Annotated in this window: 17 protein-coding genes; 6 read left to right on the top strand and 11 right to left on the bottom strand. The window is 73.5% G+C overall.

Features of this window, described 5'->3' with window-relative positions:
* The first annotated feature begins 97 nt into the window (after positions 1-97).
* Both OHA65_RS31100 and OHA65_RS31095 read left to right on the top strand, forming a co-directional pair.
* Complete coding sequence (locus OHA65_RS31100; protein ID WP_327279451.1) at positions 98-1546, top strand: pyridine nucleotide-disulfide oxidoreductase; 1449 nt, start codon at positions 98-100, stop codon at positions 1544-1546.
* On the top strand, positions 1543-2760 hold the full coding sequence (locus OHA65_RS31095) for an MAB_1171c family putative transporter (protein WP_327279450.1): 1218 nt from the start codon (positions 1543-1545) through the stop codon (positions 2758-2760). The genes OHA65_RS31100 and OHA65_RS31095 overlap by 4 nt, the downstream gene beginning before the upstream one ends.
* A 29-nt stretch (positions 2761-2789) precedes the next feature.
* Here OHA65_RS31095 and OHA65_RS31090 read toward each other — a convergent pair whose 3' ends face one another.
* Together OHA65_RS31090 and OHA65_RS31085 are read right to left on the bottom strand one after the other, a co-directional pair.
* On the bottom strand, positions 2790-4049 hold the full coding sequence (locus tag OHA65_RS31090; RefSeq protein WP_329315093.1) for an NADH:flavin oxidoreductase/NADH oxidase family protein: 1260 nt from the start codon (positions 4047-4049) through the stop codon (positions 2790-2792).
* A 206-nt stretch (positions 4050-4255) separates the two neighbouring features.
* On the bottom strand, positions 4256-5101 hold the full coding sequence (locus OHA65_RS31085; protein ID WP_327285848.1) for a bifunctional 5,10-methylenetetrahydrofolate dehydrogenase/5,10-methenyltetrahydrofolate cyclohydrolase: 846 nt from the start codon (positions 5099-5101) through the stop codon (positions 4256-4258).
* Positions 5102-5396: 295 nt separating this feature from the next.
* Between OHA65_RS31085 and OHA65_RS31080 the strand changes: the two genes are divergently transcribed.
* Positions 5397-6158 carry a class I SAM-dependent methyltransferase gene (locus OHA65_RS31080; protein WP_328764264.1) on the top strand — a complete coding sequence of 254 codons (762 nt, stop codon included), beginning with the start codon at positions 5397-5399 and terminating at the stop codon, positions 6156-6158.
* A gap of 225 nt (positions 6159-6383) precedes the next feature.
* Positions 6384-7973: an RNA polymerase sigma factor gene (locus OHA65_RS31075; RefSeq protein ID WP_327279447.1), complete on the top strand. Its 1590-nt coding sequence runs from the start codon at positions 6384-6386 to the stop codon at positions 7971-7973.
* A gap of 4 nt (positions 7974-7977) precedes the next feature.
* Here OHA65_RS31075 and OHA65_RS31070 read toward each other — a convergent pair whose 3' ends face one another.
* The 7 genes from OHA65_RS31070 to OHA65_RS31040 form a co-directional block, all read right to left on the bottom strand.
* Entirely contained in the window at positions 7978-9792 is a 1815-nt protein-coding gene (locus OHA65_RS31070) for a DUF2201 family putative metallopeptidase (RefSeq protein WP_329315091.1), read from the bottom strand.
* A gap of 131 nt (positions 9793-9923) precedes the next feature.
* On the bottom strand, positions 9924-10985 hold the full coding sequence (locus OHA65_RS31065; RefSeq protein ID WP_327279445.1) for a MoxR family ATPase: 1062 nt from the start codon (positions 10983-10985) through the stop codon (positions 9924-9926).
* Between the two features lie 92 nt (positions 10986-11077).
* Positions 11078-11518 (bottom strand): SRPBCC family protein, encoded by a 441-nt coding sequence (locus tag OHA65_RS31060; protein ID WP_327279444.1) that lies wholly within the window; start codon positions 11516-11518, stop codon positions 11078-11080.
* A 53-nt stretch (positions 11519-11571) separates the two neighbouring features.
* Positions 11572-12981 carry an amino acid permease gene (locus OHA65_RS31055; RefSeq protein ID WP_405762887.1) on the bottom strand — a complete coding sequence of 470 codons (1410 nt, stop codon included), beginning with the start codon at positions 12979-12981 and terminating at the stop codon, positions 11572-11574.
* A gap of 74 nt (positions 12982-13055) precedes the next feature.
* Positions 13056-15218 carry a phage holin family protein gene (locus OHA65_RS31050; protein WP_329315089.1) on the bottom strand — a complete coding sequence of 721 codons (2163 nt, stop codon included), beginning with the start codon at positions 15216-15218 and terminating at the stop codon, positions 13056-13058.
* A gap of 199 nt (positions 15219-15417) precedes the next feature.
* A complete protein-coding gene (locus OHA65_RS31045) occupies positions 15418-16371 on the bottom strand; it encodes an IS481 family transposase (RefSeq protein WP_328765035.1) in 954 nt (317 codons plus the stop codon).
* Between the two features lie 151 nt (positions 16372-16522).
* On the bottom strand, positions 16523-16927 hold the full coding sequence (locus tag OHA65_RS31040) for a hypothetical protein (protein WP_327279442.1): 405 nt from the start codon (positions 16925-16927) through the stop codon (positions 16523-16525).
* A 125-nt stretch (positions 16928-17052) separates the two neighbouring features.
* Here OHA65_RS31040 and OHA65_RS31035 point away from each other — a divergent pair, with 125 nt between their 5' ends.
* Both OHA65_RS31035 and OHA65_RS31030 read left to right on the top strand, forming a co-directional pair.
* The gene (locus OHA65_RS31035) at positions 17053-17829 is read left to right on the top strand and encodes an MBL fold metallo-hydrolase (protein WP_327279441.1); all 777 of its coding nucleotides are present in this window, start codon (positions 17053-17055) and stop codon (positions 17827-17829) included.
* Complete coding sequence (locus OHA65_RS31030) at positions 17826-18464, top strand: VTT domain-containing protein (RefSeq protein WP_327279440.1); 639 nt, start codon at positions 17826-17828, stop codon at positions 18462-18464. The genes OHA65_RS31035 and OHA65_RS31030 overlap by 4 nt, the downstream gene beginning before the upstream one ends.
* A gap of 375 nt (positions 18465-18839) precedes the next feature.
* On the opposite strand, the gene OHA65_RS31025 is transcribed toward OHA65_RS31030, so the two are convergent.
* Together OHA65_RS31025 and OHA65_RS31020 are read right to left on the bottom strand one after the other, a co-directional pair.
* Positions 18840-19979, bottom strand: a complete 1140-nt coding sequence (locus OHA65_RS31025) for an MBL fold metallo-hydrolase (RefSeq protein ID WP_327279439.1) — start codon at positions 19977-19979, stop codon at positions 18840-18842.
* A gap of 35 nt (positions 19980-20014) precedes the next feature.
* Complete coding sequence (locus tag OHA65_RS31020) at positions 20015-21232, bottom strand: aminotransferase class I/II-fold pyridoxal phosphate-dependent enzyme (protein WP_328764262.1); 1218 nt, start codon at positions 21230-21232, stop codon at positions 20015-20017.
* Positions 21233-21434 lie beyond the last annotated feature (202 nt).

Genomic DNA, 21434 nt, shown 5'->3' with positions numbered 1-21434 from the left:
CGCGAGGTACCGACGACGCCCCGGTGACCGGCGCCTCCCCTCCCGACGCACCTCACTGCGCCGCTGCCTCCGCACGGCCCTGACAGAGAGCACCACGATGACCCAGTCCTCCCCGCCCCGCCACGCCGTCGTCATCGGCGGGAGCATGGCCGGCCTGCTCGCCGCGGCCGTGCTCGCCGAGCACGCGACGGTCACGATCATCGACGCCGACACGCTGCCCGACAGCCCGGCGCCGCGGCGGGGACTCCCGCAGGCCCGGCACGTCCACGTCATGTGGTCGGGCGGGGCCCGTGCCATCGAGAAGATACTCCCGGGCATCACCGACGACTGGACGGCGGCGGGCGCCATCCGCCGCAGCCTGCCCACCGACCTGGTCACCAAGACCGCCCAGGGGTGGATCCCGCGCTGCGGGGAGAAGCAGTTCAACATCTCGTGCAGTCGCGACCTCCTCGACTCGGTGGTCCGCGCCCGGGTGACCGGCCTGCGCGGCGTCACCACGCTCCAGCAGAGCCGCGTACGGGCCCTGGAGGGTACGGCCGCCCGGGTCACCGGCGTCCGCGTCGACACCGCCGGCGAGGAGGGCCGGCTGTTGACCGCCGATCTCGTGGTCGACGCGAGCGGGCGCGGCTCCCGGGCCCGGGCCTGGCTGCAGGAGCTGGGGGTCGGCGGGATCAGACAGGCTCAGGTCGACTCCGGTCTCGTGTACGCGACCCGGATCTTCGAAGCCCCCGCCGGGGCCCACGAGATGGGCTTCCCGATCGTCAACGTGCAGTCCGATCCGCGGGTGTACGTGCCCGGCCAGACCGCGACGATCGTTCCCATCGAGGACGGCCAGTGGCAGGCCACCCTGTCCGGGACCCGCGGGGGCCAGCCCACTGGCGACCCCGACCTCTTCATCCCGTTCGCCAAGGGCATCCGCGACCCGATCGTCGGCGAGCTCCTCGAAGGCCGCAAGCCGCTGACCGACGTCGCCGTCACCCAGGGCACCGCCAACCGCAGGGTCTACTTCGAGAAGGCCGACCTGCCCGACGGTTTCTTCGCCGTCGGCGACTCCGTCGCCACCTTCAACCCGCTGTACGGGCAGGGCATGACCGTCGCCGCGCAGGGCCTGCTGGCCGTGCGCGCCCTGCTGCGCGCCAAGGGCCTCGCCCATCCCGGCTTCGGCCGCGAGGCGCAGTGCGCGCTCGTCCCGCAGGTGGCCACCGCCTGGGAGCTCGCCACCTCCCAGGACATCCTGTATCCGGGGGCCACCGGCATGAAGCCGCGGGCCGGGGTCGGGCTGCTCAACGCGTACGTCAACCGGCTGATGACCGGCGCCACCACGCGGGAGGCGCTGACCGCCGCGTTCCTCCAGGTCATCACCATGAGCCGCACGCCCACGTACTGGCTGCGCCCCTCGGTGGTCTGGCACGTGCTGCGCGCCTCGGACCAGGGGGCGCTGAAGGCGCCGCCGCTGACCGCGGCCGAGCGGGCCGTCGCGGGACTGGACCCCGTGGGCCCCGGCGGTCCCGTGGGCCCGGTCGGTCCCGTCGGCCAGGCGCGATGACCGACGGTCTCATCCTCTACGTTCCGGGGTCGGTGATGATCCTGGCGCTGCTGATCAAGGCGCCGACCCTGCGCCGGGGCTGGGACCAGCCGCTCATGCGGGCCGTGTGCACCCTGCTCGTCGTCGGCTGCCTCGTCATGTTCCTGGCGGCGCCGCCCACGATCGCCGCGGTCAACCGGCTCACCGGGATCGTCAACTTCTCGGCCCCGCTGGTGTACGGCGTGCTGACCGCGTTCTCGGGTTCGTGCATCGTCCTGGTCCTGCAGTGGGGCGGCGGCCCTCCCGCGGTGGTGCGGCGCGCGACCCGGCTGACGGTGGCCGCCTTCAGCGCCGTCACGCTGCTCATCGTCGTCCTGTTCGCGATCGGCGACGCGCCGGTGGAACGGTTGCGCGACCTGGACACCTACTACGCCAACACGCCCTGGCTGCGCGAGATGATCGTCTGCTACCTGCTCGCGCACACCGTGGGCAGCTCGACGCTGACGCTGCTGTGCTGGAAGTGGCTGCTGCGCGTACGCCCCTCGCTGCGCCCGCTGCGCACCGGACTGGCCCTGATCGTGCTCGGCGGGGCGCTGGACCTGGGCTACCTGATCAGCAAGTGGACGGCGGTGGGCGCCCGCTGGACGGGCCGCGACTGGGACGGCCTGTCCACGTACGTGGCCCCGCCGTTCGCCTCGGCCGCGGCCCTGATGGTGGGGTCGGGGTTCATCGTGCCGCTGGTCGGCGGCTCGGCGGCCTGGCGGGACTTCAGCCAGTACCGGCGGCTGCACCCGCTGTGGAAGGCGCTGCGCGGATTCGCCGCGTCGAGCGTGACGACGGTGCCGCTGACCTGGTGGTCACCGATCGGGATCCGGCTGATCCACCGAGAATCGGTGATCGACGACGGGATCCTGGCCCTGGGCCGCTGGTTCGACCCCTCCGTACGCGGCGCCGCGTACGAGGCCGCGCTGCGCCAGGGCCTGCCCGAGCCGCAGGCCTCGGTCGTGGCCGACGCGGCCATGCTCGCCGCGGCCTGCCGGCGCCGGGAAGCGGCGGAGACGGCCGAGGCCGCGGACCGGGCCGGGGCGGACGGCGACGGGCAGCATCCGGCCGGGGCCGACCAGGGGCTGCCGGAGCCGTACCGGCTCGACTCCCGGCCGCTGGCCGCGCTGGCCCGGGAGTTCCGCACGTCCCCCATCGTGGCAACCGCACGACGAGACCCGGCCCTGCCGTAAGCCGCACGCTCGACAGCCCGCAGTCGGCGTCAACCGACGAGGACGTCCCCCGGCTCGGGATTGCGGGCGAGCCAGGCCCCGTACGACCGTACCCGGCGCCAGTGCTGGAGCTGGTCGAGGGCGAACGCGGCCCGCGGCGAGGCCTCCGGGCGCGGTTCCAGGCCGCGGGCCAGCCGGTGCAGCTGGAACCGTACGAAGGCGAGCTGTCCGGCGCCGGCCAGGTCCCGGTCCTTCCACCGGAGCCGCTCCACCCGCACCCGTACGTCCTCCCCCGCGCGCCAGCGGACCGGCAGATCGGGCCGGAACGCCAGGGCGGAGGCGAGCCCCACGACGGACACGCCGCGCGCCAGGACCTTCCGCGCGGTCTCGTGGCGGCCTATCCCGCCGGTCAGCATCAGCGGCATCGTGGCCGCGTCCAGGAATTGCTCGGCGAAGGCGAGGAAGTACGCCTCCCGCTCAAGGGTCCGCAGATCAGCGGTGCGGCCCAGGGTCGCCGGGCTCTCCACACTGCCGCCGGACAGTTCGACCAGGTCGACGCCGAGGCCACCGAGTACGGCCAGGACCCGCGCCGCGTCCTCGGTGTCGAAGCCGCCGCGCTGGAAGTCGGCGGTGTTGAGCTTGACCCCGACCGCGAAGCCGGAGCCCACCTGCGCGCGGACGGCCGCGACGACCTCGGTGAGCAGCCGCACCCGGTTGTCCAGGCTGCCGCCCCAGCGGTCGGTGCGCCGGTTGACCAGCGGGGAGAGGAACTGGCTGAGGAGGTAGCCGTGGGCGGCGTGGATCTGCACCCCGTCGAAGCCGGCCTCCTCGGCCCGCCGGGCCGTGACCGCGAACCGGGCGACGGTGGCCTCGATGTCGGCCTCGGTCATCGCGGTGGGGCGGGCGAAGCGCTTGGTGTGCTTGCCGAGGTTCACCCCTATGTCGGAGGGCGCCCAGGCCGTGCCGGGCATCTCGGAGCCCACCTGACGACCCGGGTGGTTGATCTGCATCCAGACCCGCCCGCCGCCCGCGGACGCGGCCCGGGCCCAGCGGCGGAAGGGGTCGAGCGGGGAACTGGCGTCGAGGACGATCGTGCCCGGCGCGGTCAGTGCGCGGCGGTCGACCATCACGTTCCCGGTGATCAGCAGTCCGGCGCCGCCCTGCGCCCAGCGGTGGTAGAGCCGCTCGATGCGCTCGTCGGGCAGCTGGCCGGGCCCGGCGAGGCTCTCCTCCATCGCGGCCTTCGCCAGCCGGTTCGGCAGGACCGTCCCACCCGGCAGCTCCAGTGGCGTGAACAGGTCCATCAGCATTCCCCCAGGAAACGTGTTGCACGTGTCATCCCGCGCCCGGGCGCAAAGATACCGCTCCCTCCCCGGCCCCCGGCAGGCTCCGGCGGCGCAAGAATCCGGCCACCCGGCGGTGCCGGCACAGCCGCGTGCGCGAGCGCCCCGCACACGCGAAACGCCCCGGGCCGACCGGCCCGGGGCGTTCGCGTGCGGAGGTGGTGCGGAGCGGGTCAGAGGTCCGCGACCGCCAGCCCGGCCTGGGCGGCGGCCGCCTGGACGGTCTGCTCCAGCAGGACGGCGATGGTCATCGGGCCGACGCCGCCGGGGACCGGGGTGATCAGGGAGGCGCGGGCGGCGGCGGACTCGAAGTGGACGTCGCCGACGTTGCCCTCGTTGTAACCGGCGTCCAGGACCACGGCGCCCGGCTTGATGTCCTCGCCGCGGATGAACTCGGCCTTGCCGACCGCGGCGACCAGCACGTCGGCCTGGCGCACGATCGAGGGCAGGTCCACGGTGCGGGAGTGGCAATAGGTGACGGTGGCGTTCTGCTCCAGCAGCAGCATGCCGGCCGGCTTGCCCAGGATCGCGCTGCGGCCGACGACGACGGCGTGCTTGCCGGTCAGGTCCACGTCGTACTCGGCGAGGAGCCGCATGATGCCGCCGGGGGTGCAGGAGACGAAGCCCGGCAGCCCGAAGCCCATGGCGGCGAAGGAGTGCATGGTGACGCCGTCGACGTCCTTGCCGGGGGCGATGGCCTCGAAGGCGGCGCGCTCGTCGATGTGGTGCGGGACCGGGTGCTGGAGCAGGATGCCGCTGATCTCCGGGTCCTCGGAGAGGGCGGTGAGGGCGGCGACGAGCTCTTCGGTGGTGGTCTCGGCGGGCAGCTCCACGTGGCGGGAGGTGATGCCGGCCTTGGCGCAACGGTTCTGCTTCATCCGTACGTACGTGACGGACGCCGGGTCCTCGCCGACCAGCACGGTCGCGAGGCAGGGGGCGGTACCGGTGCGTTCGGTGATCTTCGCCGCGAGGGCGGCGGTCTGCTCCGAGATGCGGCGGGCGAGGGCGGTGCCGTCCATGAGACGGGCGGTCTGGGCCGGCTGAACGGTCTGGGCGGTCGTCACGGGGTCTCCTGGGCGTCGCTGCGGGATCGCGGTTCGCCCAGGCGCGCGGCAGTCGGCGTACCCGGGGTACGCCGGGCGCACGGGACGTGCGCCGGGCCGCTCCCCGGTGGTGATCCACCCGAACGCCAGTCACGGCCCGCCCCCACTGTAATGGACCTCGCCGACGGATCCGGAGCCCGCGAAGGCCCCGGGAGCCGGAGATCAGGCCAAATCGGTGGATCACCGACGCCGCGACTGGGAGGATCAAGACATGACGCGCACTTTCGATCATCTCGTCGCCGAGGCCGAGTCGGTCTCCGTCGACGGCTGGGACTTCTCCTGGCTCGACGGCCGGGCCACCGAGCAGCGCCCCTCGTGGGGCTACCAGAAACTCATGGGCGAGCGCCTGGCCCGGGTCCGGTCGGCGCTCGACATCCAGACCGGCGGCGGAGAGGTGCTCGCCGGGGTGGGGACCCTGCCCCGGCTGACGGTGGCCACCGAGTCCTGGCCGCCGAACATCGACAAGGCGACCCGGTTGCTGCACCCGCTGGGCGCGGTCGTCGTCGCGGACGCGGACGAGCCGCCTCTGCCGTTCGGCGACGAGGCCTTCGAGCTGGTCACCAGCCGGCACCCGGTGACCATCTGGTGGGACGAGATCGCCCGGGTCCTGCGTCCGGGCGGTACGTACCTCTCGCAGCAGGTCGGGCCGGCGAGCGTCTTCGAGCTCGTCGAGTACTTCCTCGGGCCGCAGCCGGAGCAGGTCCGCCGGGGCCGGCACCCCGACGACGCGGTCGCCGACGCCACCGGGGCCGGCCTCGAAGTCGTCGATCTGCGCTCCGAAAGACTGCGAACGGAGTTCCACGACATCGGAGCCGTGATCTACTTTCTCCGGAAGGTGATCTGGATGGTGCCCGGCTTCACGGTCGGGCAGTACCGGGACCGGTTGCGCGAGCTCCACGAACAGATCGAACGTGAGGGTCCGTTCGTGGCACAGACCGCCCGTTTCCTCATCGAGGCCCGCAAAACGGGCTGATGGGAAGGGCGGCGGGGCGCGGACGGATCCACGGCCGATCGGTTGCGCGCCCACAGCGTGGCGCAGGTCACTCAATTCAGCGCGTAACGAATCGACTCGGGCATGCGATGAACCGACAGGTGTCCTCGCGCGGCCCCGGAATACAGACCCCCCTCGGGTCTGTTTCCCGAGTCCGCGCGATGATGTCCCGCCCACTCCTTATCTGTTCGCAACGAGAGGCTCCTTGTGTCGCTCAGCCCGTCCCGTACGTTCCCTCCGGAGATCGCCGAATCGGAGGCCCTCGTCACGCTCGTCGAGCGCGGCCGCGAGCAGGGTCACATCAACGGTGACGACGTGCGCCAGGCCTTCGAGGCCGGCCGCATCCCGGTGGACCAGTGGAAGCGGGTCCTGCGCAGCCTGAACCAGGTCCTGGACGAGGAGGGTGTCGCGCTGCACGTCAGCGCCGCCCCCGCCACGAAGGCCGCCGCGAAGAAGCCCCGCAAGGCGGCCGCCGCGCCTACCCGCACCGTGACCAAGAAGGCGGCCGCCGCGCCGCGCCCCATCGGTGCGCGCAAGGCCTCGGCCACCAGCGCGGTCCCCGCCACCGCGGCGGCGATATCCACGTCGCCGGCCGCGGCCACCGAGGACGAGGTGACGGCCGATGCCGTCGCCGAGCCGAAGAAGCGGACGGTCAAGAAGACCGCCGCGAAGAAGACCGCGGTGAAGAAGACCGCCGCGGCCAAGAAGACCAGCGCCAAGGACTCCGACGAGGGTGAGAACCCGGCCGCCGAGGGGGAGGACTGGGCCGCCGAGGACCTCGTCGACGACGTCGAGGAGGGGGCCCCCAAGGCCAGCGGCACCCAGGGCTTCGTCCTGTCCGACGACGACGAGGACGACGCCCCGGCGCAGACGGTCATGGTGGCCGGTGCCACCGCCGACCCCGTCAAGGACTACCTGAAGCTGATCGGCAAGGTGCCGCTCCTCAACGCCGAGCAGGAGGTCGAGCTCGCCAAGCGCATCGAGGCGGGTCTCTTCTCCGAGTACAAGCTCGAAGAGGAGGAGGACCACAAGCCCGCGTTCAAGCGCGAGCTGGAGATCCTCGTCGAGGACGGCCGCCGCGCCAAGAACCACCTGCTGGAGGCCAACCTCCGTCTCGTGGTCTCGCTGGCCAAGCGCTACACCGGCCGCGGCATGCTCTTCCTGGACCTGATCCAGGAGGGCAACGTCGGCCTGATCCGTGCGGTGGAGAAGTTCGACTACACCAAGGGCTTCAAGTTCTCCACCTACGCGACCTGGTGGATCCGGCAGGCGATCACGCGTGCCATGGCCGACCAGTCGCGCACCATCCGCATCCCCGTCCACATGGTCGAGATCATCAACAAGCTCGCCCGCGTGCAGCGCCAGATGCTCCAGGACCTCGGCCGGGAGCCCACTCCGGAGGAGCTGGGCAAGGAACTCGACATGACCCCCGAGAAGGTCATCGAGGTCCAGAAGTACGGCCGCGAGCCGATCTCCCTGCACACCCCCCTGGGTGAGGAGGGCGACAGCGAGTTCGGTGACCTCATCGAGGACTCCGAGGCGGTCGTTCCGGCCGACGCGGTCTCCTTCACGTTCCTCCAGGAGCAGCTCCAGTCGATCCTGGGCACGCTCTCCGAGCGTGAGGCGGGCGTCGTCTCGATGCGGTACGGCCTGAACGACGGCCAGCCGAAGACGCTGGACGAGATCGGCCGCGTGTACGGGGTCACCCGTGAGCGCATCCGCCAGATCGAGTCCAAGACCATGTCGAAGCTGCGCCACCCGTCCCGCTCGCAGGTGCTGCGCGACTACCTCGACTAAACCGTCAGGTCAGCCGGAACACCGGCCCCCGGGGCGTGAACGGCAGGGAGGCACCCTGCGGAACCAGATAGGCGTGCTCGCGCCGGATCCGCAGGGTGTCGCACCCCCCGTCCGTGATCACCAGCACCGGGGCGCCCGGAGGGAAGTCCTCCGCGCGCTGGAGTAGGTCGATGCCCGGCTGGAGCGCGGTCCCGCCGCGCCCGCGCACCTTCACCCTGCCGGCGATGTCGACCGGAGGCAGATAGCCCGCGTCGTACGGCGCCGCGTCACAGAACACGACGCGTGCCGCCGGTACGTCGCGGGCTTCCGCGTACGAGGCGATGGCGCCGAGCGCCTTGCCGAGCAGGGCCGTGGGCATCGATCCCGAGGTGTCGAGGACCACGCCGAAGGTGCAGCGGGCGATCTCCTCGGGCGGGAAGTACCGGCCCGCCCGGGGGATGTCCGGGGTGGCGGCCTGACGGCGTGCCGGGCGCGCGTAGGACCGTACGGGCTCGGGGCGGGGGACGTACTCGTCGAACCAGCGGGCGAGCCGCGCGTCCCAGGGCACGGGCGGGTGGGCCAGCGCCCGGATCTCCTGGACCAGCCCGGCGGGCAGCAGCCCGCGCTCGCCGTACGCGTGCAGATCGAAGCCCTGGACCAGGCCGCGCCGGTAGAAGTCGTCCAGATCGGTGTACGGGAGGCTGCCCGCATGGGTCAGCGGCTCGCCCAGGACGTCCCCGAGGCCCTTGCCGCGCAGGGTCGACAGCCGGCGCAGTCGGCGCAGGTCGGTGGCGATCCGGTCGTAGACCTCCTCGACGGAGAGGTCCTTCAGCTCCGGGTCGTACAACAGCCCCTCGGGCATCTCGCCGACGCCCATCTCGACGAGCCAGCCGTTGACCACGTAGTCGGCGGCCACGTTGTGCAGGTACGGGTCGCGGGCTCCGCAGCGCTCGCCGTGACGCAGGGCGGCGTGCAGCATCTCGTGCGCGAGGACGAAGCGCCACTCCCCGTCGGTGAACCTGCGCAGCGGGTTGACGTAGATCTCCCCGGCGCTCGCGCTGACGGCGGCGACGGCGATGTCCTGGGCGCGGGCGAGCTCGGCGTCGGCGACGATCCGCAGGCCTGCGGCGAGGCCGCCGAGGAGCGGGTACGAGGAGACGAACCAGTTCAGGGCCCGGTCCCAGGGGTGCTGGCGGACCCGCTCCCCGGTGACGTGGTCGCGGCGGCCGCCGGCCGTGTCCATGGCGGCGGACACGCTGCGGGTCAGGGCGTGCGCGAAGGAGGTCTCCCAGTCGGGGGCCGTGTCGTGCTGCCCGCCGCCCCAAGTGACCAGGAACTGGTCCGGGTGCTCCCCGGCGGCGCCGCAGTGTGCGTGGGCGGCCGGGACGCCGTCGCGGCGCCAGCGGGCCGCGAGCTGTTCCTCGTCCCCACCGGGGTACTCGGCGGGGAGGTGGTCGGGGGTCCGGCCGACGGGGAAGGTCAGCAGGAAGCGGTTGACGACGGCGCAGCGGGCGGCGAGGTCGGCGGAATCGGGCTGCGGGCGGTCCTCGTCCTTGGCGGCGGGTACGTGGCCGAAGCCGAGGTGGAGCAGGCAGTGGGCGAAGGCCCAGGCCCACTCGCCCGCCTCGGCGCGGCGGGTCGGGTGGGCGTGGATCACCCCGTTGGAGGTGACGAGGGCCAACCCGCCGGCGGTGGCGGCGCAGGATGCGCACCGGGCGTCGCGGCAGAGGGTGGCGCAGAGCGCGCCGAGCGCCGGGTTCTGCCGGATCGCGGCCCGGCCCGCCTCGTAGGCGAGGGTGGCCGGGTCCGGGGCGGCGGGCTTCTTGGTCTTGCGGGTCACGGGATCACTTCCGGCTCACGGGCGGGGCTCGCCGGCAGGGCGGGCGTGCCGGGGAGGGCGGGATGCGGGGACGTGCCGGGCGGGGATGCGGGGGCCTGACCGGCGGGGCCCCGCCGGGCCGGGGGCGTGCCTCACCTGCGCGCCGCGACGAGCCGCGGCATGTCGCGGGCGGCCTCCACGAGGAACCAGGCGGGCAGTACCGGCAGGCCGTCGGCGTCGTCGGCGATGACCGTCTGCGCGACCTCGACGGAGATCTCGGCGAGCTGCACGAGCAGGGACTTCGCCCGGTACGCGGTCTGCCGGACGGCGGGCGAGACGTGCTCCTTGCGCTCCGGGAGCTCCTTGATCAGGCGGCCCCGGAAGGCCTCGGCGAGGTAGTAGAGAAGATCGCGGTCGGCGGGGCGGGTGGGCCAGGACGCGTCGCCCTTGATGATCGCTTCGATGCCGAAGGTGTGGCGGACGATCTTGGCGTAGCCGCAGAAGGAGACGGCGTGCGCCGGGGTGAGGGTGCCGTGCGCGACGATCTTCAAGGTCTGCTCGTCCAGGCCGGTCCCGAAGGAGTGCAGGGCGTCGGAAAGCATGTGCCAGGAGCGCGGCGTGGAGAAGGGCTCCTCCGTCTTGGGCGGCGCGGACCACAGGTGGTCGGGGCGGTCGGTGAGGTAGTCGGTGATCCAGGGGTGGATGCCGTTCTCCCCGGCCCAGACCAGCCAGTCCCCTGCGGAGGCCTGGAGGTGCACGTGGGTGAGGCGGTTGACCAGTGCGGAGGCGATGGGCCGGGCCAGCGCGTTGTCGGTGGCCCGGTTGCCCGCGCCGATGACGATGGAGCCGGCGGGGAGCTCGTAACTGCCGATCCGGCGGTCGAGGATGAGTGAGTAGAAGGCCTTCTGGACGTCCGGGGTAGCGGCGTTGAGCTCGTCGAGGAACAGGCAGTACGGCTCGTCGCGGGCGATGGCCTCGGGCGGGCAGAACACGGAGCGGCCGTCGCGGATCTGCGGTACGCCGATCAGGTCCTCGGGCGCGAGCTGCGTGCCGAGCAGGCTGACGCATTCCAGGCCGAGGGATTCGGCGAACTTCCGTACCAGCGACGACTTGCCGATTCCGGGTGCCCCCCAGAGGAACACGGGCCGCACGGTGGCGAGTCCCAGCAGCAGCTCGGGGATCTGGGCGGGGGTGACGGTGGCGGCAGCCTGCACGAGAAGCGGTCCTCAGGGGTGGGGTACGTGGCGCGCCCAGTGTGGGCGCACCGCGTACCCCGGAGCACCCGGTTTTCCGCGGCGGCCTTCCTTCAGTGCTCCAGGAGGTGCTTGAGCTTCTCCTCGTTGCGCGGCATCTCCTTGCGGGCGTACGGCTTGACCACGAGCGGCGCGATGACCCTGCCGACGCCGTGGCCCTCGAAGTCGAGGTCCAGGGTCACGCGTGAGCGCCTGCCGCCGTCGAGGGATACGACCGTGCCGCGCACGTCGCCGCGCACGAGTCCGTCGACCCCGCGCAGGCGCCAGCTGCGCGGCCGGTCGAATTCCTTGACCTCCATGGTCATCGGGAACCTCCGCTTGCCCACGCGCCGGGTGACGGCGACCTTCGAACCGAGGTGGAGGGGTGCGCCGTCGAGCGGGTGGGCGGAGACGGCGCTGTCCTGCCACTCCGGCAGGTGCCTGGGGTCCGTCATGTAGTCGAAGACTTCCTCGGGACTGCGGGAAATGTCGATGCTCTTTCTGATCGCGGACATCGCGACCCCTTACTGCCCCCTGCTTGTCCCCTCATTCCACGCTACCGCGCAGGTCAGGCGGTGGCGCGGTGCTTTCGCGCGGACATCACGGCGTAGCAGAGGACGCCGGCGAAGAGGAACAGGACGCCCTGGTAGACGGCTGCGTAGCCGGAGCCCGCGACCAGCCACATCGAGAAGGCGAAGGCCAGGCAGGCGAGGACGCCGTCGCGGATGAGGCGGCCGCGGTGGACGCGCTCGGACTGCCCGGAGAGCAGGAAGTGGATCTGCGCGGCGGTGGAGAGCAAGTACGGGACGGTCGCCGTGAAGGTGGTGACCAGGACGAGGACCTCGAAGACGCCGGCCGAGCCCCACGTGTAGTTGTAGACCGTCAGGCAGGAGGCCAGGGCGACGGTGACGAGCACGCCGGCGACCGGGACGCCCCGCTTCTTCGTCTCGAAGACCTTCGGGAAGAGACCGTCGCGGGCGGCGGCGTACGGGGTCTGCGCGCTGAGCAGGGTCCATCCGTTGAGGGCGCCGAGCATCGAGATCACGGCCGCGCAGGCGACGAGGGTGCCGCCCCAGGTGCCGCCGGACCCTGTGTCTGCGGAAAACATGGCGTTGACGGCGTCGGTGAAGGGGGCCTGGGAGGACACCAGTTTCTCGTGGGGGACGAGACCGAAGACGGAGACGGTGCCCAGCAGGTAGACGGCGGCGGCACCGATGGTGCCCAGGACCGTGGCCCGTCCGACGTTGCGGGCCGGGTCGCGGACCTCGCCCGCGCTGACGGCGGCCGACTCCACTCCGAGGTAGCTGAAGAGCAGGATCGCGGCGGCGGCGGAGACCGCTCCGACGGGGCTCTGGCCGGTGGCCGAGAAGGGGCCCAGGTTCGCGGGGTCGAAGAAGAACAGCCCGCCCACGGCCACCAGCATCAGCGGTGCGAACTTCAGTACGGTGGCGACCAGTTGGACGGCGCCCACGTACCGGGTGCCGGCCAGGTTGGCGAGCGCGGGGAGCCACTGCACGGCGAGGGCGGCCAGGCACATCGCCGCCTTGTGCCCGCCGATGGCGGGGAACAGCACGGTGAGGTAGCCGACGGCCGCCACCGCGAGGGCCGCGTTCGAGACCCAGGCGGTGATCCAGTAGCTCCAGGCCGCGAGGAAGCCGGCGAAGTCACCGAACGCGGCGCGGGCGTAGACGTACGGGCCGCCGGTCTGCGGGAGGCGCTGCGCGAGCCGGCCGAAGACGAGGGCGAGGGCGATCGCACCGGCGGTCAGCACGCCGAAGGCGACCAGGCTGATCGTGCCGAACGGGGCCACCGAGGCGGGCAGCAGGAAGATCCCGCCGCCGATGATGTTGCCCATGACCAGGCAGGTCGCGATCGGCAGGCCGAAGCGCCGGGCGTGGGGGCCGGCCGCCTCCTCGACGGGTGTCGGGGACGGTGTCGGGGTGGGGGTGGGGGTGGGGGCGTGCAGGGTGGAGCTCACGGGTGGTACGCCTCGGGTGTTTCATATGCTGGACAGGTCGACATATCGTCGGGCACGCCCAAAGCCGCACCAAATCAGCGGTTTTCGTCCTGCGCGGGCACCTCTGTGGAAGGAAAGCTTCCGCCATTTCCGCCCCTGAGCGGGGGTTCCTCCGCCAGCTGACCTGCGGGGACTGCCGTGGGGTCCGCGACCGACCCGCCCACCGGCGGAGCCACCGGCACCTGAGGGCCGTCCGCCTCGCGCAGCCACCGGCGCAGCACCTCGTGCACCGCCTCCGCGCCCACCAGATCGGGCTCCGGCTCGGACAGTTCCGTCGGCCACATCAGGAACGGGTGCCCCTGTTCCCCGCCCAGGCCCCCGTGCGAGCCGACCTGCTCCTCGAAGGCGTGCACCGACCCGGTCCGCGGGTCGTACGCCGAGTTCACCATGACGTCGGCCACGTGCGGGAACCTGTCGGTCCGGCGGACCGCCTGCGCCGCGCCCGGGCCGAACCGGGCCAGCAGCCCTTCCGCCGCACCGGGCTCGTCCAGGCGCGCGATCGCGCCGCCCGGGCCCAGCACCTGCCCGTCCACCAGCAGGAACCCGATGCCCGGATGGTTGGCCAGGGTCGCGAGCAAGGCCGGGTGCGCCCGGTCGATGTGCTCCCGCGAGGCCCGGCCCGGCACGTCCGGGAAGGAGATCAACCCGAGGTTGCCCGAAGCCAGCACCACCGGGTCCGGGCCCCGCTCGGGGTGGGCCTCCGCGCCCTCCTCCACCGGCCGGTGCAGGGCCGCGAGCACCGCCGTGCGGGCCTCGGCGCCGCTGCGGGTACGGCCGGCCCGGCGGGAGACCGGCAGCCCGCAGCCCGCGCGGACCAGGTCCTTCAGGGTCAGCCCGTACCGGCCCAGGAAGGTCTCCCCCGGGCTCTGGCCGTGGTCCGAGAGCAGCACGATCCGGTACGTGCGGGGCGCGTGCTCGGCGACCCGGGCGATCAGCGCGAGGCTCCGGTCGAGGCGGGCCAGCACCCGGTCGGTGTCCCGGCCCTGCGGCCCCGAATGGTGCGCGACCTCGTCGTAGGCGACCAGGTCCGCGTAGATCGCGGCGCGCCCCGCGAGCATGTCGCCGATCACCGCCGCCACGACGACGTCCCGTTCGACCACCGTCGCGAACGCCCGGATCAGCGGGTACAGCCCGCCCCGGGCCACCCGCGGCCGCTCCCCCCGCATTCGGGCCCGCAGCGACTGGCCGATCTCCCGGACGGCCTCGGCGGTGAAGGACAGGGCGGTGCGCACGGCGTTGGCCGGGTCGCAGAAGTACGCGAAGTAGCCCGCGCGGGAGCGGTTCGCCCGGCCCCGCCGCGCCGAGACCGACAGGACGAGGGCCAGCTGGTCGGCGCCGCCGCTGAACAGGTTGCCCCGGCTCGCCCCGTCGAGGGTCAGCAGCCCGCCGTCGTTGGTGCGCGCGATGGCCCGGCGCTGGAGTTCGGCGGCGCTGGTGGGCCGGTTGCAGACCATCACCTCGCCGGTGTCCTTCTCGTACCAGCGGAAGGCGGGCACGTCGAAGTTGGAGCCGTGCAGGATCCCGAGCTGGCTGGCGCCGGTCTGGCTGGACCAGTCGGTGCGCCAGGACGCCATGCGGTGGCTGCCGTCCAACCAGCCGGCCACCATCGGCATCAGGGCGTTGCCCGCCGCCCGGTGCAGGGCCTCGTAACCGACACCGTCGAGCTGGAGGAACACCAGGCCCGGCGCGCTCTCCCCGGCGCCGGGCGCGCCCTTGCCGGGCCGGCCGCGCAGTCGTCGGCGGCGGCGGTCTGCCAGCCGGTAGAGCCTGCGCCGATAGGCCTCGTCGTCGCGTACGGCGAGGGCGGTCGAGGTCGCCGAGGCGACGGCGGACATGACCGCCGCCACCACCACGGCGGTCTCCGGGGCCACTTCGCCGCGGCCGGAGGGGACCAGGCTGAGGGCGAGGAGCAGCAGCGAGCCGTTGAGGAAGAAGACGAGCACGCCGAGCACGAGGGCGGGCACCAGCAGCAGCGCCCGGACCAACACCGGCCACACGAGTGCGCTCAGCAGGCCGAAGGCCCCGGCGCCCCAGGCAGCGGTCAGCCCGATCTCGGTGATGCTGTCGCCGTCGCCGGACTGGAGCCGGAAGTCGGGCAGGATGCCGGCCAGCACGAGCATGGTGAGGGTGGACACCGCCCAGACGAGGATCACCCGCACCAGGGCGCTGCCCGTGGTCCGCCACCGTCCTCGCCGCACTGCGTACCGCCTCGTGTCTCCCCCGGAACCGCGCCCCGCCCGCGGTCCCCGCCGCCGCAGCCTCCAGCGTCGCACAGGGCGGCGGGCCCGGCCGGGTGGAACGGGTGGCGCACGGGCGTACGGAGCGGGCCGGTCGCGAGCCGGGGCGCCGTGAGGCCGGGGCGCCGTGAGGCCGGGGCGCCGTGGGGCCGGGGCCGCCCTAGCTGTATTGCCCTGTGAGGTTGGGGACGCGGCTGGCGGGTGGTTTGCCTGCGAGCGCGGTGTGTCCGCGGTGGTGATTGTAGGTGTGCAGCCACTGCGGGAACGCTGCCCGGCGTTCGGCTTCTGACTGGTAGGGGCGTGCGTAGGCCCACTCGTCCAGGAGGGTGCGGTTGAGGCGTTCGACCTTGCCGTTGGTCTGCGGGCGGTAGGGCCGGGTTCGCTTGTGGGTGATCCCGGCCGCCGCCAGCAGGTCGCGCCAGGCGTGGGACTTGTAGCAGGAGCCGTTGTCGGTCAGGACGCGTTCGACGGTGATCCCGCAGGCGGTGAAGTAGGCCTGGGCCCGGGTCCAGAAGGCGGTGGCGGTTTCCTTCTTCTCGTCGGCCAGGATCTCGCTGTAGGCGAGGCGGGAGTGGTCGTCGACGGCAGTGTGGATGTAGCTGTAGCCGGCGCCGGACTTCTTCTTGCGGCCCGCCGGGCGGCCGAGGGCCTTGTGGCCGCCGCCGTCGGGGATGTTGCCGAGCTTCTTGATGTCGACGTGGACCAGTTCACCGGGCTTGTCGCGTTCGTAGCGGCGTATGACGCGGCCGGTGGCCCGGTCCAGGTGGGACAGGCGGGCCAGGTGGTAGCGGGTCAGGACGCGGTGGACGGTCGAGGGCACCAGTCCCAGGAGATGTGCGATGCGGGCCGGTCCCCACCTGCGAAGGAGGCGGATCTTGATGATCCGGCGTTCGGTGCGGGACGGTGTCCGGCGCGGGCTGTGGCGCGGGCGCGAGGACCGGTCACCCATGCCGGCTTCACCGTGCGCGCGGTAGCGGTCGGCCCACCGCTGGGCGGTCGTCGGTGAGACTTGGAAACGCTCGGCGGCACGCCGATACGGCCAGCCGTCCTCGACCACGCAGCGGGCCAGACGCAGCCGTCCGGTCTCGGTCAGAGGTGCATTACGGTGGGGCATGAGGGCCTTCTGTCGTTCGGTGGAGATGTCGCAATCCACACCGAACCCGGAAGGCCCTCACCCGTTCAAGAGACCTCAGCCGAGACCTCCATCACCCGTCCACAACCTCCCGGGGCAATACAGCTAGCGGGGCGCCGGAGCGGCTGCGGTGTTACGTGCCGTCGTAGCCGGCGGTCGGCATGGACAGGCGGCGGTGCACCTCGGCCTTCATGGCGGAGGTGTACTGCGGCTCGGCGAGCCCGGCGGTCTCCAGTCGGACGCCGCGCCGCCGGCACTCGGCGGTGAACTCCTCGACGGAGCGCAGCGCGCGGGCCAGTACCCGACGGTTGGGGGCGACGAACAGGTCGACCTGTCCGGCGTCGACGTCGCACCAGAGCCCGCAGTGGTCGGCGCGCAGCCCGTAGAACAGCAGTTCCTTCGTCACCACGTAGCCGTGGTCGGCGGCCCAGCGGGCGCACATGGCGTGCTGGCTCCGGGTGTCGACGGCGAAGGGGTCGGTATCGAGGTCTTCGAGCGGGGCCAGGCTGGCGATCGCGGCCACGCGCAGGTCATCCATGCCGCCCGACCCTACTCCGATCCGCCGCCCGGGAGGAGGGGGCTGCGGGCTTCGGTTCGGGGCGCACCGACGGGGCAGGATTAGGCTTCGAGGGTCCGGGGACGCGACGGCGACGGGAAGGCCGGATGCCGGTGGAGATCACCTGGTGGGGCCATGCCACCTGCACGGTCGAGGAATCCGGGGTGCGGCTGCTGACCGATCCGCTGTTCGCCCGGCGGCTCGCGCACCTGCGTCGGCGGCGCGGAGCGCTGCCCCCGCCGGAGGCGGCCGAGGCGGACGTGGTGCTGGTGTCGCACCTGCACGCCGACCACCTGCACCTGCCGTCGCTGGCCCGGCTGGCACGCGGGACCCGGCTGCTGGTGCCGGCCGGGGCGCGCCTGGCCGTGCCGGGGCTCGCACGGGTCGCGCAGGTGCGCCGGCTGGCGGTCACCGAGGTGGCGCCGGGCGACGAGGTGGGCGTCCGGTCCGGCGTACGGGTCCGGGCGGTCCGGGCGTGCCACGACGGGCGGCGGCTGCCGTTCGGGCCGCACCTGGCGCCGGCGCTCGGGTACGTGGTCCACGGCTCGGCACGGACGTACTTCGCCGGGGACACCGGGCTGTTCGACACGATGGCCGAGGAGGTCGGGCCGGTGGACGTGGCGCTGCTCCCGGTCGGCGGCTGGGGCCCGTACCTGGGGCCGGGGCACCTGGACGCGGGGCGGGCGGCGCGAGCGTTGGCCGCGCTGGCGCCGGCGGCGGCGGTGCCGGTGCACTACGGAACGTACTGGCCCATCGGGATGGACGCGGTGCGGCCGCACGAATTCCATGCGCCGGGCGAGGAGTTCGTACGGCAGGCCCGGCAGCTGGCGCCGAAGGTGACGGTACGGCTGCCGGACCACGGCGAACGGGTGCGGCTGCCGTGACGTGGCGCGGGCCGGCGGTGGCGGCTGCGGCGGTGGTGGTCGGCCAGGTGCCGCCGGAGACGACTCGGCAGGCGGTGGGCTACCCGGCGCTGTTCCTGCTGGTGGCGCTGGGGGCGCTGGTGCCCGTGATCCCGACGGGGGCACTCGTGAGCACGGCGGCGGTGGTGGCGTTCCACCAGTCACTGCCCTTCGGCCTCTTGCTGGTGTTCGTGGTGGCGGCGGTGGCGGCGTTCGTCGGGGACCTGGCGCTGTACTGGCTGGGGCAGCGCGGCGTGCGGTCGCGCAACGGCTCGCGGTGGCTGGAGGCCCTGCGCGGCCGGGCCACACCCGAACGGCTCGCCCGGGCACAGGTCAAGCTGGACGAGCACGGGGTCCTGGTCCTGGTGCTCTCCCGGCTGGTGCCGGCGGGCAGGATCCCGGTGATGCTGGCTTGCCTCCTGGCCCGGCTCCCGCTGCGCCGGTTCGCCCGCGGCGACGCCCCGGCCTGTCTCGCCTGGGCGGCGACTTACGGCCTGATCGGCATCCTGGGCGGCTCCCTGTTCTCGGAGCCGTGGAAGGGCGTGGCCCTGGCGGTGGCCCTGACCCTCCTGATCAGCGGGGCCCCCACCCTGTGGCGCCGCCTCAAACCCCACTGACACCGGCCCCACCGTCAACCAAGGCCCGGAGCCGAGCCCCCGCCTACAGCCCACCGGCACCCAAGGCCCGGAGCCCGGGGCGAAGCCCCCAGCCCCACCGCCGACCAAGGCACGAGGCCCAGGACGGAGCCCACCTACAGCCCCACCGGCAACCGAGGCACGGGCCCCGGGGGCGAAGCCCGCCGTACGGCCCCGCCGGCTATTGAGGCGGAGAGCCCGGGGCGGAGCCCCCCCCATACAGCCCCGCCGCCGATCGAGGCACGAGGCCCCTGAGCCGAGCCCACCCATACAGCCCCGCCGGCGATTGAGGCGCGGGGGCGGGGGTGGAGCCCCCGGGACGGTGCCAGGCCACACGCCGCCCCCGGAGGGAGTGGGCTACCACGCTCGGGAGCCGCCGATCGTGAGGTCCCACAGGTCGTCCCGGGGCAGACCGGCCCGGGCCCATGCCGCCCGCACCCGGTGCAGCGGCTCCATCACCGGCTCCGCGGACAGCACGAACGTGCCCCAGTGCATGGGCGCCATCCGCCGCGCCCCCACGTCGAGGCAGGCCCGGACCGCCTCCTCCGGATCGGCGTGGACGTCGCTGAGCCACCACCTCGGCGCGTACGCCCCGATCGGCAGCATGGCCAGCTCGATGCCCGGATGGCGGCGGCCGATCTCGCCGAACCAGTGCCCGTACCCGGTGTCGCCCGCGAAGTACACCTTCCTCGGCGTCACGGCCCGCGTGTCGGTGAGCACCCAGCCGCCCCACAGGGTCCGGCAGGTGTCGATCAGCGACCGCTTGGACCAGTGGTGTGCCGGGACGAAGTCGAAGCGTACGCCGCCCAGTTCCGCGGACTCCCACCAGTCGAGCTCGGTGACCCGGGTGAAGCCGCGGCGCCGGCACCAGCGGGCCAGGCCGGCCGGGACGAAGAGCGGGGTGTGCCGGGGGAGCCGCTTGAGGGTGGGGGCGTCGAGGTGGTCGTAGTGGTTGTGGCTGATCACCACCGCGTCGACGGGCGGCAGCTCCTCCCAGCGCACGCCGACGGGGGTCATCCGGGCGGGGGTGCCGATGATGCGCCGGGACCAGACGGGGTCGGTCAGTACGGTCAGCCCGCCGATCCGCAGGACCCAACTGGCGTGGCCCGCCCAGGTGGCGCAGAGGGTGCCGGGGCCGGCCGCGGGCAGCGGGGCCGGGGCGTAGGGCAGGTCGGGAATGCCGCGCAGCCCGTCGGGGCCGGGTCGGAAGGCGCCCTCGCGGGCGAGCCGGGCGTAGGCGCGGATGCCGGGCAGCGGGGTGGTCAGCCGGTCGGCGAAGGACCGCGGCCAGCTCCGCACCTCCCCCACGGGTCGCGGCGCGGCCGGAGCCGGTGGGGTGCCCCCGGGGGCGGGAGTCACCGGGGCGGCCCCCGCACGGCCGAAGCCCGGGCCGGGGGCCGCCGGAACGGAAACCGGTGCCGGGGGCCGGGGAGCGAGGGGGGAGGCGGGGGCGTCCGGCCGGGTCCCGGCCGGCGGGGTGTCCGTCTGGTCCCTCATCTAGAACTCTCCGTTCACCGCTCGGCGGGTTGCCGTCAGGAGGTCAGTCCGGCCAGGACCGATCCGAGGCGGTCCAGGGAGCGCCGTACGTGCGGGAGCACGAGGGGGTCGCGTACGGTCAGCGCGGCGAGCCGCTCCTGCGGGGTGGCGCCCAGCAGCGGGCCGGTCGACAGGCGGACCCGCAGCGCGCCCAGTTCGTCCGCGAAGCGCTGTCCGCCGGGGGTGGGCGCACCGAGCCGGCTGCCGAGGTAGTCCTCCAGTTCCATCGCGTCACGGACTCCCTGCCGGGCCAGCCCGGCGCGCAGCGGGCCCAGGTCGGCGTACAGGTGGCGGCCGGCCTGGGGCGGCCGGGCGAGGGCGCCGACGGCCAACAGCTCCCGGTGGGCGGCGGCGGCGATCACCCCGTGCAGTGTGGCCGCCGCGTGGGCGCGGGCGGTGACGGCGTCGGGTTCGTCGAGCGCGTGCGAGGCGGCCGCGGCGACCGGGCCCGCGACCGTGGCGCCGGTCGCGGTGAGGACGTCGAGGGTGCGGGCCCGCAGCCAGGTTCCGCGCGGCGTGCCGGGGAAGCGGACCACGGCGGCGGGCCATCCGGCGGGCAACAGCGCGCCGGACAGGTCGAGCAGTACGGCGGCCTGGTCGGGCAGCATCTCGGCCGGGCTCAGGACGAGCGTGTCGTGCGGCCGGTGGACGGTGTCGCGCCAGCTCTCGTCGCTGACGACGAACAGCCCGGCGTCCCCGGCCGCCTCGCAGGCCTCGCGCAGCAGTTCGGGCGGGGGCACGGTCGCCGTCGGGTCGTCGGCGACCGAGAGGATGAGCACGCGAGGGTCGCCGCCCTCTGCGCGCACCCGCCGTACGGTCTCCAGCAGGGCGTACGGGTCCGGGATGCCGCCGCATTCGGCGGGCGTCGGCACGTGGTAGGCCCGTCGTCCCAACAGTCGGACCTGTGGTGTCCACCAAGCGGGACAGGGCCTGGGTAGCAGCACGTCGCCCCCGAACGCGCCGAGCAGTGCCAGCAGCAGCGCGGGCGCGCCGGGCCCGGCGGCCACGTTCTCCGGCTCGGTGGGCATCCCGCGCCTCCCCCAGTGCCGGCAGGCGGCCTCGCGCACGGGCTGACCGCCGCCGGGGGGTTCGGGCGCGGACCGTTCGGCGGCGGCAGCGACGACGGCGGTGAGTTCGGGGAGCACGGGCAGGCCGGGTTCGGGCGCGGGCGGTCCGTACCGGACCGGACCTCGGCCCTCCGCCGTGCGCTGCATCCCCGACACCTCGCCCCGCCTTCCGCGGTCCGCACCTGCCGCCGTCCGGCCACGCCCTTGCGGCCGCACCCTGCCGACTGCACCTCCGACTGCACCCTTCTGAACTGCGCCCTTCCGGATGCACCCTTCCGGCTGCACCCTTACGAACATGCCCTTTATACGGTTATTTGCCGTGGTGCGCCTGTTCTCGCCTCGACCGCCG

Origin of the sequence: Streptomyces sp. NBC_00045 (assembly GCF_045041095.1) — a bacterium.
Classification (GTDB): domain Bacteria; phylum Actinomycetota; class Actinomycetes; order Streptomycetales; family Streptomycetaceae; genus Streptomyces.
Note: the sequence above shows the minus strand (reverse complement) of the source record. Positions and strands in the feature narration are given on the sequence as shown.

Bases quoted from the DNA above. Each gene is read 5' to 3' on its own strand.
- OHA65_RS31025 (WP_327279439.1), bottom strand. From the start codon at position 19,979: ATGAGGGACCAGACGGACACCCCGCCGGCCGGGACCCGGCCGGACGCC.
- OHA65_RS31080 (WP_328764264.1), top strand. From the start codon at position 5,397: ATGACGCGCACTTTCGATCATCTCGTCGCCGAGGCCGAGTCGGTCTCC.
- OHA65_RS31060 (WP_327279444.1), bottom strand. From the start codon at position 11,518: ATGTCCGCGATCAGAAAGAGCATCGACATTTCCCGCAGTCCCGAGGAA.
- OHA65_RS31085 (WP_327285848.1), bottom strand. From the start codon at position 5,101: ATGGACGGCACCGCCCTCGCCCGCCGCATCTCGGAGCAGACCGCCGCC.
- OHA65_RS31035 (WP_327279441.1), top strand. From the start codon at position 17,053: ATGCCGGTGGAGATCACCTGGTGGGGCCATGCCACCTGCACGGTCGAG.
- OHA65_RS31090 (WP_329315093.1), bottom strand. From the start codon at position 4,049: ATGCTGATGGACCTGTTCACGCCACTGGAGCTGCCGGGTGGGACGGTC.
- OHA65_RS31095 (WP_327279450.1), top strand. From the start codon at position 1,543: ATGACCGACGGTCTCATCCTCTACGTTCCGGGGTCGGTGATGATCCTG.
- OHA65_RS31100 (WP_327279451.1), top strand. From the start codon at position 98: ATGACCCAGTCCTCCCCGCCCCGCCACGCCGTCGTCATCGGCGGGAGC.
- OHA65_RS31020 (WP_328764262.1), bottom strand. From the start codon at position 21,232: ATGCAGCGCACGGCGGAGGGCCGAGGTCCGGTCCGGTACGGACCGCCC.
- OHA65_RS31045 (WP_328765035.1), bottom strand. From the start codon at position 16,371: ATGCCCCACCGTAATGCACCTCTGACCGAGACCGGACGGCTGCGTCTG.
- OHA65_RS31040 (WP_327279442.1), bottom strand. From the start codon at position 16,927: ATGGATGACCTGCGCGTGGCCGCGATCGCCAGCCTGGCCCCGCTCGAA.